Here is a 14,527-nt window from a genome sequence, read left to right on the forward strand (position 1 = left end):
TTTATGTGACTTAATCTTTTCTAGCGGCAGCAAGTTCTGTTTCCATTTCACTGAACTCACGGCTGATCCGTTTTTGTTCGCGTTGGCTCGTGAACGTGCTGACGAGAACGATGGCAAGCATACTCAAGAAGAAGCCTGGCACCATCTCATAGATGACGCTCGAGAGTCCCGTGACGATCCAAAGGATGACCGTGATGGCACCGACGAGGATACCGGCGAGTGCGCCTTGGCGAGTCATCTTCGTCCAATAGAGCGACAAGAGGATCGTTGGACCGAAGGCCGAGCCGAATCCGGCCCAAGCATAACCGACGAGCGTCAAGATCGTGTTCGATGGGCTGAGCGAAATGAGTGTCGCCACGACACCAACCGTCAATACGCCGATTCGACCGGCGAGTACCATTGTTTTATCGCTTGCATCTTTGTTGAAGAACTTACGATAGAAGTCTTCAGTCAACGCCGACGACGTAACGAGCAATTGCGACGATACAGTCGACATGACGGCTGCGAGGATCGCTGCGAGCAAGAATCCGGTGATGAACGGGTGGAACAAGACGTCAGAGAAACGGATGAACACCGTCTCCGGGTCTGCTAGCGGATTGCCTTGACCACGGAAGTAGGCGATACCGACGAGGCCGGTCATGACCGCACCGATGATCGAGACGGTCATCCAGCCCATACCGATCCGGCGTGCCGCCTTCAATGATTTCACATCTCTGATCGCCATAAAACGAACGATAATGTGCGGTTGGCCAAAGTAACCGAGTCCCCAAGCGAGGAGACCGATGATCCCTAGCGTTGTCGTCCCTTTAAACAAGTCGAACAGGTCGGTGTTGATCGCTGTCGCCGTGTTGACGGCGTTCGTCATGCCACCGACGTCTGTCAAAGCGACGAACGGTACGAGTACGAGTGCGATGAACATGATGACGCCTTGGGCGAAGTCTGTCCAACTAACAGCAGTGAACCCACCGAAGAGCGTGTAAAGAATGACGACGCTGATCGTGGCGATGACACCGGTCTGATAGTTGATCCCGAACGAGCTTTCGAACAACTTCCCGCCAGACACAAGTCCAGCTGACGTATAGAACGTGAAGAAGATGATGATAACGGACGCTGATAGGATCCGTAGCCAGTTCGAGTGATCTCGGAACCGATTCTCTAAAAAGTCAGGAATCGTGATCGAGTCATTTGCCATCTCCGTGAAGACACGTAGACGGGGAGCGACTAACAAGTAGTTCAAGTAAGCTCCGATGACCAATCCAACGGCTAACCAAATCGCTGATAATCCTGTGGCATACATTGCCCCCGGAAGACCCATTAACATCCAACCACTCATATCCGAAGCTCCGGCTGACATGGCGGTAACACCCGGCCCCATTTTGCGGCCGCCTAACATATAATCTGATGAGTCGGTCGTTCGCTTATAAGCGACGTAACCGATAGTTAGCATCATCACGAGGTAAAGCGCGATGGATACCCATTCTTGCCATAACATTTGATTACCTCCTGTACGCTTTCAATGTTGTTCAACAGTTTTGGTTTGAAATGTGGGAATCCTCCCATAAAGATGACGAACCCAAACTGATAATCCGAACTTGTCACTAACCTTAACGGACCTTCAGAGTGATTGCAAACTGTCATCTTTTCATAAAAACGGCTCTAAAGCCTATTATACCAACGGATAAGCAAGGTATTTTTCATTCAAAAAGTTTAAATATTCTGACGATTAGAAATATTGAGGCAATGCCTCTGTAATCTCCCTGTAACATAAGCGGCTGTTTTGAAGACGAACACGCCACAAAAAAAGACCTGAACCGATCAGTTCAGGTCTTCGTCATATGTAACGTTCATTCAGCCTGACGTCCGAATGCGAGTTGTTCGACGAGCCGCATCGTCGGGAACGTCTGTCCGGAACGCGCCTGCATCGTCACGAGCGCGTACTGCTGGCCTTGATGCTCCATCAAGAACACCATCGTGTAGCCCGATTCGTCGGTATAGCCGGTCTTCGTCGCCTTGACGAGGTCCGAGTAGTGGATGCTGCGGCTGTTGATCGCCGACCCGAGGTGATACCACCATCGTCGCTTCATCAGTCCATCTTTGTCTTCGAACTTCGCCTCGTACTCATACGTTCCAGCGATTTCGATGAGTTCGGGATACGTCCCGAACGCATAAGTGATTTTAGCCATGTCGCGTGCCGTCGTATAGTGGTCCGGGTCCGAATAGCCGTGGGCATTTTTGAAGTTCGTGCCAGTCAAGCCTAGGACGCGGGCCCGTTCATTCATCAGTTCAACGAATTCCGCCGTCGAGCCGCTCACGTACTCCGCCAAGCTATTGGCGGCATCGTTGCCTGATTCGAGCAGTGTCGCGTAGAGCGCTTGCCGGACGGTCAGGCGGTCGCCGACGGCGAGATGGACGATGTGACTGTCCCAGGGGATGTCGAGCGTCGTCGCGTACACTTCGACGACGGGGCGGTCCAGTTCGCCGGAGACCGCCGCTTTCTCATAGGCGAGCAATGCCGTCATCAGCTTGGTCGTACTGGCCGGGTATACACGCTCCTCCCCGTGTTTGTCCAACAAGACGACACCGTCCGTCAAATCAACGAACGTCATCGCCCCGACAAGAACCTGTTCCGGGTCGGCGGTCAAAGTGGAATCTTCTACCCATTCTTGGATCGGGATATCCGGGAAAGACGGTCCTTGTTTGACCGGTTCGGCCACCGGCGCCTTCGGATCAGATGTCACCGGTGTTTCTTGCTTGAAGCCGATGAGTGCCGGAATGATCGCGATCATTCCGACAAGCATCAATCCGACGGTCAAGCGTCTCATTATATAGGTCTGTCTACGATGTCTACGGGTACGTTTCACTTTGCAATCGCTCCTTCATAGTTTACTTTTCTACCATAATGGATGTCGGGCAATGAAATCGTCTTTAAAATCGAGAAACAGGTCAATATTTATCGAGTGATGAAACAGAAGGGAATGGGTATACACATAAGCAGACACGTTCATTCCTAAAGGAGGTATCATCATGCATCGCTATCCATTCACGAATTCATTGTGGCGACAACACGATCGCACGCTACAGTATCCACGACTCGAGAGTTCCGTTTCTTGTGACATCGTCGTCATCGGGGCGGGGATCGCCGGACTCGTCACCGCCTATGAGCTTCAGAACCGGGGCAAGCAGGTCGTCCTGCTCGAAGCGATGGAAGTCGGCCGCGGCACGACCGGACACACGACGGCCAAATGTTCCGTCCAACATGGCGCCATCTATTCGAAATTGATGCAGACGTTCAATGAAGAGACGGCACGTCTTTACTATGAGTTCAACGATGAGGCACTCGACTATTTGAGACGTCAAGTCGAAACCGGATTCGACATCGATTACGAACTGAAAGATTCATATCTTTATACGATCGACAGCTCGAGTCAGCTCGCCTCCGAGATCGAGGCGTATCAAAAAATCGGGTTGAATGGTGGGGATGCGACGAACGAGGTCAACGCAGTCTTTCCATTTCCGGTACAACAAGCAGCCGTCATCCGCGACCAAGCCCAGATTCATCCGGTGAAATATTTGAACGAACTGGCGCGTCGCTTTGTCGAAGCGGGCGGGAAGCTTTATGAGAAAACACGGGCGACGGAGATCAGCCAAAGTCCGCGTCCGATCATCACGACATCGACCGGGCGCCGTGTCCAAGCCGATCAAGTCGTGGTCGCGACGCATTATCCGTTCAACGACATCCGTGGACTATACTTCTCGAAATTTGAGGTCGAACGATCCTACATCGTCGCTTGCGAGACGAACGGTCCCGTGCCGGACGGCATGTATTTGAGCGTCGATTCGCCGAGTCGCTCGTTCCGGACGTTCGATGACGGCGATCGCTCGTACGTCCTCGTCGGAGGGGAGGGGCATCTGAGCGGTCACGTGACAGAGACGCGCACGCGCTACGACCGGTTGGAGCAGTTCGCGAATGATGCGTTCCGCGCTAAAAAATCAAGTTTCCGTTGGTCGTCCCAAGACTTGATCACGTTGGACCATCTTCCTTACGTCGGTCAAATGTTCAGTCGTGAACCGGACATCTTCGTTGCTACCGGATTCGCCAAATGGGGTATGACGAACGGGATCGCATCCGGACTGTTGCTCGCCGACCTACTGACCGGTCACGAGAACCGGTTTACCGAACTGTTGGATCCGCTCCGTTCGAAGTTCAAACCGGCGGATGTCGGTCAGTTCTTGAAGACGAATTTGGACACAGCTGCTCAATTCGTCAAAGGAACGCTCGAGAAGCCGGGCTCGCTCGACGACCTCCAACTCGACGAAGGTGGGGTCGTTCACGTCGATGGCAAGAAAGTCGGCGCTTATCGGGATCTCGACAACAACTGTCATCTCGTATCGACCCGTTGCACGCACATGGGTTGCGGCGTCAATTGGAACAACGCGGAGCGGTCTTGGGACTGTCCATGTCATGGATCGCGCTTTGACACGCAAGGAAACGTCCTTGAAGGTCCGGCGACGAAGCCGCTCCACTATGAGCGAAAAGTGGATGTGTCGAAAGAATAGGCATTTTTCGTCACATCGATTAAAGTAGAGAGGTAAGGAAACAACTGTCATAGGGGTGGGAATCAGATGGAAATTACAAAGCAATGGCGTGAACATTTCAAACAGTTACGTGCGTTCGATGAGGCGATCTCGCTACTATATTGGGACATGCGGACACAGATGCCGGAACAGTCGGCCCCGCTTCGTGCCGAGACGATCGGTTACTTGTCGACAGAGGCGTTCAAACGTCAGACGAGCGATTCGTTCGCGGAACTGCTCGCCGAGATGACGGCGACCGAAGAGTTGACACCGACCGAGGTCCGCTCGGTCGCCGTGGCGAAGACGCAATATGAACGGAACGCCAAGATCCCTCCGGCGGAGTATCAGGCCTACGTGACACTTGTCTCTGAAGCCGAGACGGCATGGGAAAAGGCGAAAGACAAGAACGATTGGGGCACATTCGCCCCGTATTTAGAAAAAATCGTCGCGTTCCAGCGTAAGTTCGCGGAATATTTCGGATATGAGACGCACCCGTACGATGCGTTGCTCTATGATTACGAACCGGGTATGACCGTCGAACAACTCGACGAATTGTTCCAGACGCTACGGGACGAGCTCGTCCCGTTGATCCGTCAGTTGAAGTCGAGCAAGCATGAACTCGACTGGTCGATGGAGGCGGCGGTGCAAGAACAGATCTGTCACGATTGGATGCGGGTCGTCGATTATGACTTGTCCCGTGGTCGCCTCGACGCGACCGTGCATCCGTTCGAGATCACGATCAACCGCCGCGACGTGCGGATCACGACGAAGTATGATGAGTCGGACTTCCGCAACGCCCTGTTCGGGACGATGCACGAGGCGGGCCACGCGACGTACGAGCAACAGATCGACGAGGCGCTCGATGAGGTCGGACTCGGGGGAGGCGCATCGATGGGTATCCACGAGTCACAGTCGCTCTTCTTTGAAAACTTCGTCGGGCGTAGCGAAGCATTTTTACGCAGCGTCTATCCACGGCTACAAGAACGGCATCCGGCGTTTCAAGATATCGACTTCGATACGTTCTACGCGGGCGTGAACGAGGCGAAGCCATCGCTCATCCGGATCGAGGCGGATGAACTGACGTATAGCCTCCATATCATCATCCGCTACGAGCTTGAGAAGGCACTCATCCAAGGTGATTTGACCGTCGCCGAGCTGCCGAGCGCTTGGAACGAGAAATATCGAGAGTACTTAGGCGTCGAGGTGCCGAATGATGCGAAAGGTGTATTGCAAGACGTCCATTGGGCCGGAGGTTCATTCGGCTACTTCCCAAGCTATGCGCTCGGATTGATTTATGCGGCGCAGTTGACCGAGACGCTCAAATCGGAACGGTCCGACTTTGAGACGTTAGTGCATGAAGGCGAGTTCGGTCCGATCAAACAGTGGCTCGAGACGAACGTCCATCGCCACGGCAAGTCGCTCACCCCGAACGAGCTGATCAAGCAAGTGACCGGGGACGATATCTCGGTCCGTCCGCTCGTCCGCTATTTGACGAAAAAATACGTCACCGAGTAAGGAGTCTTCCGATGAAGCTATTCGCGCACCGTGGGGTGATGAACCAGTTCCCGGAGAACACGATGGCGGCGTTTCGCGCGGCGCTCGCCGCCCATGCCGACGGGATTGAAACGGACGTCCACTTGACGAAAGACGGTCGCCTCGTCTTGATTCACGATGAGACGATCGACCGGACGACAGACGGGTCGGGTCGTATTGCCGAGATGACGTTGTCCGAGCTCGGACGATACAACGCCGGTGTCTTATTCGACCTCGAGGAGCGCATCCCATCGCTAGACGACCTGTTAAAATTGGTAAAAGAAACGAACGTCTGTCTCAACCTTGAAGTGAAGACGGACATCGACCGGTACGAGGGGATCGAAGACCGACTCGTCGAGACGCTGCGAGCCCATAGATTCCCGACCGACCGCGTCCTGTTCTCTTCCTTCAATCATGAGACGCTCTACCGGTTGAAGCGGTTAGCACCCGAGTACGAGTCTGCCGCGCTCATCGCCCAACCGCTGTTCGACTTGGCCGGTTACTTGAACAAGTTAGGGGCGACAGGCGTTCATCCAAGTGTCCGAACGATGACCGATGACGAGATCAAGCTCATTCAACAGACCGGTGTCAAGGTCCGTCCGTACACGGTCAAGACGACCGAACAGCTGAAACGGTTCGAACGGATCGATGTCGATGCGGTCTTCGTCAACGATATCGAATGGGCCCGAGCACATTTAACCCCGTAACATGTCGTTACGGGGTTTTTAAATTTATGGAAACGGGAAGGAAGACTATGTAAAGAAAACGGCAACAACCAAATGTGCCGACTGGCATATTCGAAGCACACCGTCATCTTTACGCCATTGTCCTGTTGTCTTAAGTTTAAGATGTCACCAGCTACATAGCAATCAGATGTAGCACACTATGCAGCATCGCATCAAACTTGTCGTATGCAGTCAATCGGTCAACCCAAGGAAAAAAAGGAGGAAATTTCACATGAAGAAATTGATGTCTTTACTTGGTACACTCGCTCTAGCGTTCGCGTTCATCCTGCCAGTCAGTGCAGATGGACACGAGAACGCGATGGTCCGTGTGCTCCACGCTTCGCCTGACGCCCCTGCGGTGGACGTCTATGTCAACGGTGAAGTCGCAGTCGAAGGCGCGGAGTTCAAAGCGCTTACGGATTACTTGACACTACCGGCTGGTGACTACAACGTCGAAATCAAACCAGCAGGCGACACTGAGACAGTCGTCGTCGCAGCCGACCTTTCAATCGAAGCTGGTAAATTCTACACAGCGGCAGCGATCGGTCAACTTGCAAACATCGAGATCGCAGCGATGGAAGATGACGCCAACTTTGAAGATGGCAAATCGAAAGTCCGCGTCGCTCACTTCGCACCTGACGCACCTGCAGTCGATGTAGCTCCAAAAGGTGGAGACCCACTCTTCTCTAACCTCGAGTTCAAAGCAGTCAGTGACTACGGTACACTCGATGCTGGAACGTACGATCTTGAAGTTCGCCCAGCTGGCGCGACTGACGTCGTAAAAGCGCTTGACGGCGTCGCCCTCGAAGGCGGTAAAAACTATACGGCATTCGCAATCGGCCTTCTTGAAGGGGAACCGGCTTTCGAAGTACTCCTCGCAGCTGATGGTGGAGAAATGGCCGAAGCTCCTGAGACTGGTCAAGGCGGTCTCGCTCAGACAGCTTCAATGAACTGGTTGCTAGCAGCAGCAGTACTTGGCGCAGCAGCAGCTGGCTTCTACGTCTTTCGTCGTCAGAAACAAGACGCTTAAGCTACTTTTGATCGGAACGTTCTCGTTCCTCATGGTAGCACCAGTAGCGGATGCCCCGGACGTAGATGCGAAACTTTCAACTGTCGGATTCGCAGAACCGCTCGTGTTGGCCGCTACTGAAATCGATCGTCAGTCCTTTCACACCGAGACGTTCGTTCCAGAACGACTGAAGATTCCGTCTATTGAAGTCGATACTGTCATCCAACCGGTCGGTAAAGACCGATACGACCGGATGGACACACCGGCTGAAGCAGACAAGGTCGGCTGGTATCGTTACGGGGCGAAAGCAGGAGCGAAAGGCAACGTCGTCTTATCCGGACATTTAGACGATTTACAAGGCCCGGCCATTTTCGCTAATCTTGATCAGATACGACTTGGAGAGCAGGTGACGCTCCAACGTAACAAGCAAGTGATCGAATATGAGGTCGTGTCAGTCGAACGGTACCGGGTCGAAGATGTTCCGCTCGCCTCGATTTTCGCGGCGACACAATCGGTTCGTCTTCAACTCATCACGTGTGCGGGTCCTTATGACCCAGAACATGGGTATCGAGACCGGATCGTCGTCACGGCGATTGTTAAGCAATAGCACAATTTTTCAACTCGGGATGAAAATCATCCCGAGTTTTTTGATATATTATAAACTGTCGGAAAATTGATTGAATAAATTGACGGGGGATTTAACAGAGCGTGCTAAAAAGAAAACACATCGCCAATGTAGGACTGTCCATTATTTTTTGGTTAATCAGTTATGAGAGAGTTGGAATGACAGCGGCAGTTTCCTACTTGCGATCGGCATATATTTGATTTGGCAGTTCGTGTTAGGTCGTGACTCAGTGAAAGAGAAACGGGAACTGAGTAAGAAAATGAGAGAAATGCGTCTCCATAATGAGCAAGACTTATTTTTTGAAGAGCACCGAAGATGGAATGAAAAGATGAGGGCGCGTGAACAGGCAGCCGATCAGGCGCGGCTAGGTGAATGAATCTGATATCTAAAACAAGCAACAGGTCCCGATGATTCGGGACCTGTTGCTTGTTTTAAGTCGTATTCACTATAAAGTCTGGTTCGCCTTAGGCGTCCATGCGGTCGAGCAACTTCGAGAGAAGGACCAATTCTTCGTCTGAAAAATCGTCGAACACGTCCATCAAGTATTCGATTTTCATGTGTTCGAGCGTTTCGAACAAGACACGGCCTTCCTCTGTCGCTTGAAGTTCGACGACACGACGGTCGCGCTCGCTGCGTTCGCGCGAGATCAAGCCTTTTTTCGTCAACTCATCAGCAAGGGCCGTGATCATCGAGGCCGAGAATTGAAACTCGTTCGATAAAGCCGAGGCGATTTGTGGACTATTTTGACAGAGCGATCGGAGGATGAAGAATTCGTTACGCGTCAAGTATTGCGAAAACATCGAGCGGAGGTTCTTTTTCACTCCGCGGTAGTTCATGCGAATCCCACGCTCAGCGTCTGCGACGAGCTGGCGACGGGATGCCGTGTGTACAGGTGTTGTCATCCTCGAAAGTCCCTTCTATAAAAAATCATTATTTGCATATATTTCAGTACATAGAAACATTCTACAACAAAAACATGAAGTCTGTAAAGTTATGATGGCTCTTCTTGGATACGCAATTCTTGAATGATTTCGTCGTAATGCTTCAAGTCCGGATAAAACCGACGGAAGAAGAATTCGATTTGTTGATCATCGCCTTCCGCGAGCAGTTTGGCGAGGACAGCATAGACGACGCCCATCCCTTGACGCGGCAGCAACGAGGACGGCAGTAGCGTCGCGCATTGAACGGCTCGATTGAAGTAACGATCGAGCGTATCCCTCAAATCTTGGAACGTTCGGATCTCGGCATAATGGAACATGCGCGTCAGCTCGACGATGGTCGACAAGTCGGTCTCGAGCAGCCAGTCGCTTTGGAAGATGGCGTTATCAAGCTTCTCGACGGTGACGTCGTTGGCGATATAGTAGTTCAAGTTATCGCGGGTGATCGTGACTTTTTCCGGTGACTCGACGATCCGTTCGACCGTCTCTTGTTCGAACGTGCGCAACTGTTTGCGAATATTGACGAACTCCGAGTCCGCGATCTCGAGCAGTCCGGCGACACGGCTGAAGCTGCGCTTGATCTCCGGTGGGACCGCGTTCGGATTCTTATAACCTAAATCGTGCTCGATCTCGGCCCAGGCGTGCTGGAGGATCGAGCGGACTTGGATCTCGGCCTCTTTCTCCTCAAAACGGCGATATTCACCGAGAGCGAGCCGTTTATCGCTCAATCCGACGACGTAATGGACGGACAGGTATCCGAACTCGTTCGGGTCGAGCAACGTCGACTTGTCGATCGACTGCTCGCGGTCGATTCGAAACTCTTCTTCAAGAATATGGGCGACGGCGCGGACGTCATCATGAAAATAAGTGACGATCCGGATCCCGGCCAAATCTTGGACGTCACGCAGCGACCGGTACTGGTACGGCTTGCGGGACAGTTTCGCATATAGGCTCTCGGCTTCTTTCGCTCGGGCGACGATCGAGTGGAACTGGATCCCGGCATCGTCCAACAGTTCGCTCAGTAGCGACTTCAGCTTGGCGGCGAACGCCTCATAGTCCTCTTTCTCATTCATATAGTCGAGCATGATTGTGTTCATATCCTGTCTCGGCATCTCAATCACTCCTTGTCTCATTGTTCTTATTATATCATCAATGAAAACTTGATAGCACGGCGGTACTTCCCGGTTGATATGATACAATACGTCAGAGAAAAAGGGGAAGGGAGAATGTTATGAAAGTGTCGCATACGTTCAAATCGCCTGAGCGCGAGAAACTTGAAATCGTTTCGGGCCTGTTGCAACAGGCCGGGTACAAAGTCTCGAAGCTCAGTTCGCAACCCGAGCTGTTCCGGATAAAAGTCGGACGGGAAGGGGTGGAGACCGAAGCCGGGGAGCGACAGCGCATCCAAGGGCTCATCGACCACTTCGAAATCGAATATTGGTCTTACACGATACATTGACCTCTTGTTAATAAAACGATTCGTCCAATCGGGTTTTATGACTCACTTTTCGGGAATAGTATATTATTCGATTTTAGAAAGCGAATGTTTAGGAGGATGAAAGATGTTAGAAACGAGAATTGTGCCAGATATGACTTCGGTCGACCATGAAGTGAATGGAATGGTGTCGGGCGGATGCGTCAATGAGAGCATTTACTTATTTGCCAAAGATGAAGAATTGACGATTCGACTCGCTGCCGAAGCGGGTGTGCAGCCTTACCGCATCACCGAGAAAGGCATGTGGGAATCACTCGTGTCAAAATTCACGAAAAACTCGGATGACCGCCTAGACCAGCTCGAGAGCCTCGGGTTGACGAAGCAGATGGTCGAATCACTTGAAAGTGAGATTCAGGACGGTAAAATCGTTCTCGTTTGCTACAAAGGTTGAGTGACATCAAAAAAACGGACCTGACAAATTTGTCAGGTCCGTTTTTTGATGTCACTTCGTATCGTAGTAGGCATCGACGATCCGGCGGAGCGACCGTTCATCCAAATCAAGCGGCTTATAGCCAGCATCGGCCAAAAGTTGCTTCGTATTTTGATCGTTGAAGACGATATTACGATTTAAATAAGGATTGAACACTTTCACCATCTCGTTGAACGTGTGCTCAACGTTGCTGAGCTTTGAGGATTGAGTCTCGGTGATCTTGAGATGCGGGAACGCGAGCGCCTGCTTCATATACTCGAGCATCGTCTCGTTCCGGGGCGGGGCATCGTTCGTCACGTTATAAATCATGTTCGGGCGGGCGTGCTCGATGGCGGCGAGCAACACGTCGGCCACGTAATCGACCGGCACGAGGTTAGACGTACCGGTCTCCGAGCCGAGCAGACGGATCGGTTCGGCCGGGGCACCTCGACGCTCGAGGCGGCGCTTGAACACCTCGAGGGCGCGCATGTAACCGTACATCGTGAACTTCGAGTCGGCTTCCCCGGTTTTCGAGTCGCCGACGATGATGGCCGGCCGGAAAATGGAGACGGCGAGGTCGTGTCGGGCCGCCCATACTTCGCGTTCGGCATGGGCCTTGCTCTCCTCATACGGATTATGGAACGGTTGGTCCGTCGCATATAGCGTCTCATCCCCTGCTTCACGAGCCCCGAGCGTGTAGGCCGTGCTGACATGGAAGAAGCGGGGGCAGTGCAACGCCTTCGTCAAAGCGAGGGCCTGTCTCGTCCCCGTCAAGTTCGTATCGAACAGCTCCTCGCGCAATTCTTCGTCGAATTTGACGAGCGCCGCCATGTGGAGCACCAAATCGAATTGATCAACGTTTGATTGGATAAACGCCTCGTCCGCTCCAAGGAGCGGAGCCGTCAAATCACCGGCGAGCACGTCAATCGAACGAAGTTCACTCTTCGTAAACATCGCCGTCACTTTCTGTGGCGTTCGGGCCAAGACGCAAAGTCGGTGTCCTCGGGCAATCAGTTCGCGGGCGAGCCGCCCTCCTAAAAATCCGGTCGCACCGGTCATAAATATATTCACAGCGTTCTTCCTCTCTGTTCAGTCTCTACCCATCATACCAAGCGTCACGAGAATGAGCCACTTCGAACTCAGATTTTTATAGCAGCATCAACGGTCTACGCGGTCCGCCACGAGTAAAACAAACGCGCGAGCGGGGCCGCGCACTTCCTTCCCGAGCAGCGTGCTCATCGATGCCGAGACGCTAAAATCGAAAGAATAGGGGTTTAACTTTTTAAAAAGTAGGTTATGACTTAAGGAGAAGCGTACGTATGGTACGTCATGACAGTGATGACCTGTCAAATAAATTAAGTGAGGTTTTTAAGAATCATGGCAAATCTATTCGGAACTGATAAGGACGGCAATAGGAAGAAGCAAGAAGAGATTGAAAAAACGGTCCAAGAGAAAGGGATTACGCAAATCCACATGTATTTCTCTGACGTGATCGGAGACTTGAAGCTGTTGACTCTTTCTGCAAAGTTGTTGCCGGAAGTTTTTGAAGGGAAGACGATGTTCGACGGCTCGTCAATCGCCGGTTTTTCTTCTATCAAAAACTCAGACCTATTCTTGAGACCGGATTTAGATCGACCACGCTACGAACAAGACGGTGACGAGAGCATCCTCGCTTTCTTCTGTGACGTCTGCACACCAGACGGCGAACGTTACGAGTTCGACCCGCGCAACGTGTTGAAAGACGCGTTAGAGCGCGCTGCCCGTGACGGTTACTCCATCTTCGTAGGGGCCGAACCAGAATTCTTCATCTTTGACGAAAACGGCGAGTTTTATGACGAGGCCGGTTACTTCTCGACACGTTCAGAAGATAAGGGCTACGAAGTACGCCAACATATCGCCAACCGCTTGAGCGAGGTCGGCTTCAACATCGAAGCGGTCCACCACGAGGTCGCACCGGCCCAACACGAGATCGGTATCAAATACGACACCGCCTTGCACACGGCGGACAACATCCAGTTTTTCAAGGAAGTCGTCCAGCTCGCGGCGCAGGAAAAAGGGGCAAAAGTATCGTTCTTGCCAAAACCGCTCCGTGACGTCAACGGATCAGGGATGCACTTGAACATCTCGGTCTGGAACAACGATAAAGATGGCAACCCGGTCGATAACGCCTTTGAAGAGCCGAAGTCTGACTACGGGCTCTCGCTCACGGCCCGCCACTTCATCGAAGGGATCTTGAAGCATGCCCGGGCGACGGCCATCTTCACGAACCCGCTCCCAGAATCATACGAGCGCCTCGTCCCAGGGTTCGAGGCACCGGTCAATATTTGTTGGAGCCCGTCGAACCGTAGCTCGATGATCCGCATCCCGGCTTCACGCGGCAGTTCGACGCGTGTCGAGGTCCGTAACCCCGACCCGAGCGCGAACCCGTACTTGGCACTGGCGGCGCTCATCTACGCCGGTCTTGAAGGGATCGAGCAGAAGATCGAGCCGTCGGCACCGAACGAGGACGACTTGTTCGAGTACTCGGCGAAACAGATCGAGAGCCAAGGTATCTCGTCGCTCCCGGCGACGTTCCATGAGTCGATCCAAGCGTTGAAGCAAGACCACTTCCACGACTACTTCAACCACGACATGATCGACCGTTACTTGTCGCTCATCCAAGTCCGTAAGTAATCCGATGGATAATAAAACGCCATTCCTCGCGCGAGGAGGGCACTGAAAAACTTCAAATGATTTTAAGCAGATGAGCGTCGTCCCGGATGGGATGACGCTCATCTGCTTTCATTGCCCTTCGAGCCGCCCTGTCCGGCACGCCGCTTTCCTGGGGGCGGTCAGCGAGCCGCATCGCGACGATGTCGCTGCTGGGTCTCGCCTTGCCCGCTGTTCCCCCGGGAGTCGGCGTGCCCTCGGGGCGACGCTGTACGTCCTTGCCGTTTCGGACTAAACTGGCTATAACTACACATCCTGGAGGCGATCCCGATGATGCCAGACCTGCCGAACATGCCGCCGAGCCCGTATGCGGCGCTTTACGATCTGTTGATCCCTGCCGATGACGAGCTACGGCTCATCCACGATCTCGTATCGTTCGATTTCGTCAGACGGGCGAGGACCGACCTCACCTATAAGTATTTCCTGGATCTCGCGCCGGAGGACGGCGTCATCAACCCGTCCTCGCTCACGAAATTCCGCCGCCAACGCATGGACGACGACAAACTGCT

At 52.8% G+C, this 14,527-nt stretch carries 13 protein-coding genes and 1 pseudogene; 9 read left to right on the forward strand and 5 right to left on the reverse strand.

Going from position 1 to position 14,527, the window contains the following annotated elements; all coding sequences use genetic code 11:
- Positions 1-10: 10 nt before the first annotated feature.
- Positions 11-1,492, reverse strand: coding sequence for a sodium/proline symporter PutP (putP, locus tag EVJ32_RS09775; RefSeq protein WP_131458080.1), 1,482 nt, complete (start codon positions 1,490-1,492; stop codon positions 11-13).
- A gap of 352 nt (positions 1,493-1,844) precedes the next feature.
- Entirely contained in the window at positions 1,845-2,822 is a 978-nt protein-coding gene (locus EVJ32_RS09780; protein WP_131458081.1) for a D-alanyl-D-alanine carboxypeptidase family protein, read from the reverse strand.
- A 202-nt stretch (positions 2,823-3,024) separates the two neighbouring features.
- On the opposite strand from EVJ32_RS09780, the gene EVJ32_RS09785 reads away from it, so the two are divergent.
- The 5 genes from EVJ32_RS09785 to EVJ32_RS09805 all read left to right on the forward strand — a co-directional run bounded on the left by EVJ32_RS09785 (position 3,025) and on the right by EVJ32_RS09805 (position 8,449).
- Positions 3,025-4,557: an FAD-dependent oxidoreductase gene (locus tag EVJ32_RS09785; protein ID WP_131458082.1), complete on the forward strand. Its 1,533-nt coding sequence runs from the start codon at positions 3,025-3,027 to the stop codon at positions 4,555-4,557.
- A 66-nt stretch (positions 4,558-4,623) separates the two neighbouring features.
- Positions 4,624-6,090: a carboxypeptidase M32 gene (locus EVJ32_RS09790; protein ID WP_131458083.1), complete on the forward strand. Its 1,467-nt coding sequence runs from the start codon at positions 4,624-4,626 to the stop codon at positions 6,088-6,090.
- A gap of 11 nt (positions 6,091-6,101) precedes the next feature.
- Entirely contained in the window at positions 6,102-6,815 is a 714-nt protein-coding gene (locus EVJ32_RS09795) for a glycerophosphodiester phosphodiesterase (RefSeq protein ID WP_131458084.1), read from the forward strand.
- A 250-nt stretch (positions 6,816-7,065) separates the two neighbouring features.
- Positions 7,066-7,863 (forward strand): DUF4397 domain-containing protein, encoded by a 798-nt coding sequence (locus tag EVJ32_RS09800; protein WP_070327221.1) that lies wholly within the window; start codon positions 7,066-7,068, stop codon positions 7,861-7,863.
- Positions 7,808-8,449: a class F sortase gene (locus EVJ32_RS09805; RefSeq protein ID WP_236635522.1), complete on the forward strand. Its 642-nt coding sequence runs from the start codon at positions 7,808-7,810 to the stop codon at positions 8,447-8,449. The genes EVJ32_RS09800 and EVJ32_RS09805 overlap by 56 nt, the downstream gene beginning before the upstream one ends.
- 482 nt (positions 8,450-8,931) lie before the next feature.
- Here EVJ32_RS09805 and EVJ32_RS09810 read toward each other — a convergent pair whose 3' ends face one another.
- Both EVJ32_RS09810 and EVJ32_RS09815 read right to left on the reverse strand, forming a co-directional pair.
- On the reverse strand, positions 8,932-9,369 hold the full coding sequence (locus tag EVJ32_RS09810; RefSeq protein ID WP_131458085.1) for a MarR family winged helix-turn-helix transcriptional regulator: 438 nt from the start codon (positions 9,367-9,369) through the stop codon (positions 8,932-8,934).
- A gap of 89 nt (positions 9,370-9,458) precedes the next feature.
- The gene (locus EVJ32_RS09815; protein WP_236634165.1) at positions 9,459-10,517 is read right to left on the reverse strand and encodes a GTP pyrophosphokinase; all 1,059 of its coding nucleotides are present in this window, start codon (positions 10,515-10,517) and stop codon (positions 9,459-9,461) included.
- Positions 10,518-10,636: 119 nt separating this feature from the next.
- On the opposite strand from EVJ32_RS09815, the gene EVJ32_RS09820 reads away from it, so the two are divergent.
- Positions 10,637-10,864: a hypothetical protein gene (locus tag EVJ32_RS09820; protein ID WP_131458086.1), complete on the forward strand. Its 228-nt coding sequence runs from the start codon at positions 10,637-10,639 to the stop codon at positions 10,862-10,864.
- Between the two features lie 103 nt (positions 10,865-10,967).
- Positions 10,968-11,291, forward strand: coding sequence for a YflT domain-containing protein (locus EVJ32_RS09825; protein WP_236634166.1), 324 nt, complete (start codon positions 10,968-10,970; stop codon positions 11,289-11,291).
- A gap of 51 nt (positions 11,292-11,342) precedes the next feature.
- Here EVJ32_RS09825 and EVJ32_RS09830 read toward each other — a convergent pair whose 3' ends face one another.
- Entirely contained in the window at positions 11,343-12,380 is a 1,038-nt protein-coding gene (locus EVJ32_RS09830; protein WP_131458087.1) for an SDR family oxidoreductase, read from the reverse strand.
- A gap of 306 nt (positions 12,381-12,686) precedes the next feature.
- Here EVJ32_RS09830 and EVJ32_RS09835 point away from each other — a divergent pair, with 306 nt between their 5' ends.
- Both EVJ32_RS09835 and EVJ32_RS09840 read left to right on the forward strand, forming a co-directional pair.
- Positions 12,687-13,982: a glutamine synthetase family protein gene (locus EVJ32_RS09835; RefSeq protein ID WP_131458088.1), complete on the forward strand. Its 1,296-nt coding sequence runs from the start codon at positions 12,687-12,689 to the stop codon at positions 13,980-13,982.
- A gap of 306 nt (positions 13,983-14,288) precedes the next feature.
- Positions 14,289-14,527 (forward strand): annotated as a pseudogene (locus EVJ32_RS09840) (IS5/IS1182 family transposase); the annotation flags it as partial.

The organism is Exiguobacterium sp. SH5S4, assembly GCF_004337045.1.
Lineage (GTDB): Bacteria > Bacillota > Bacilli > Exiguobacteriales > Exiguobacteriaceae > Exiguobacterium > Exiguobacterium aurantiacum_A.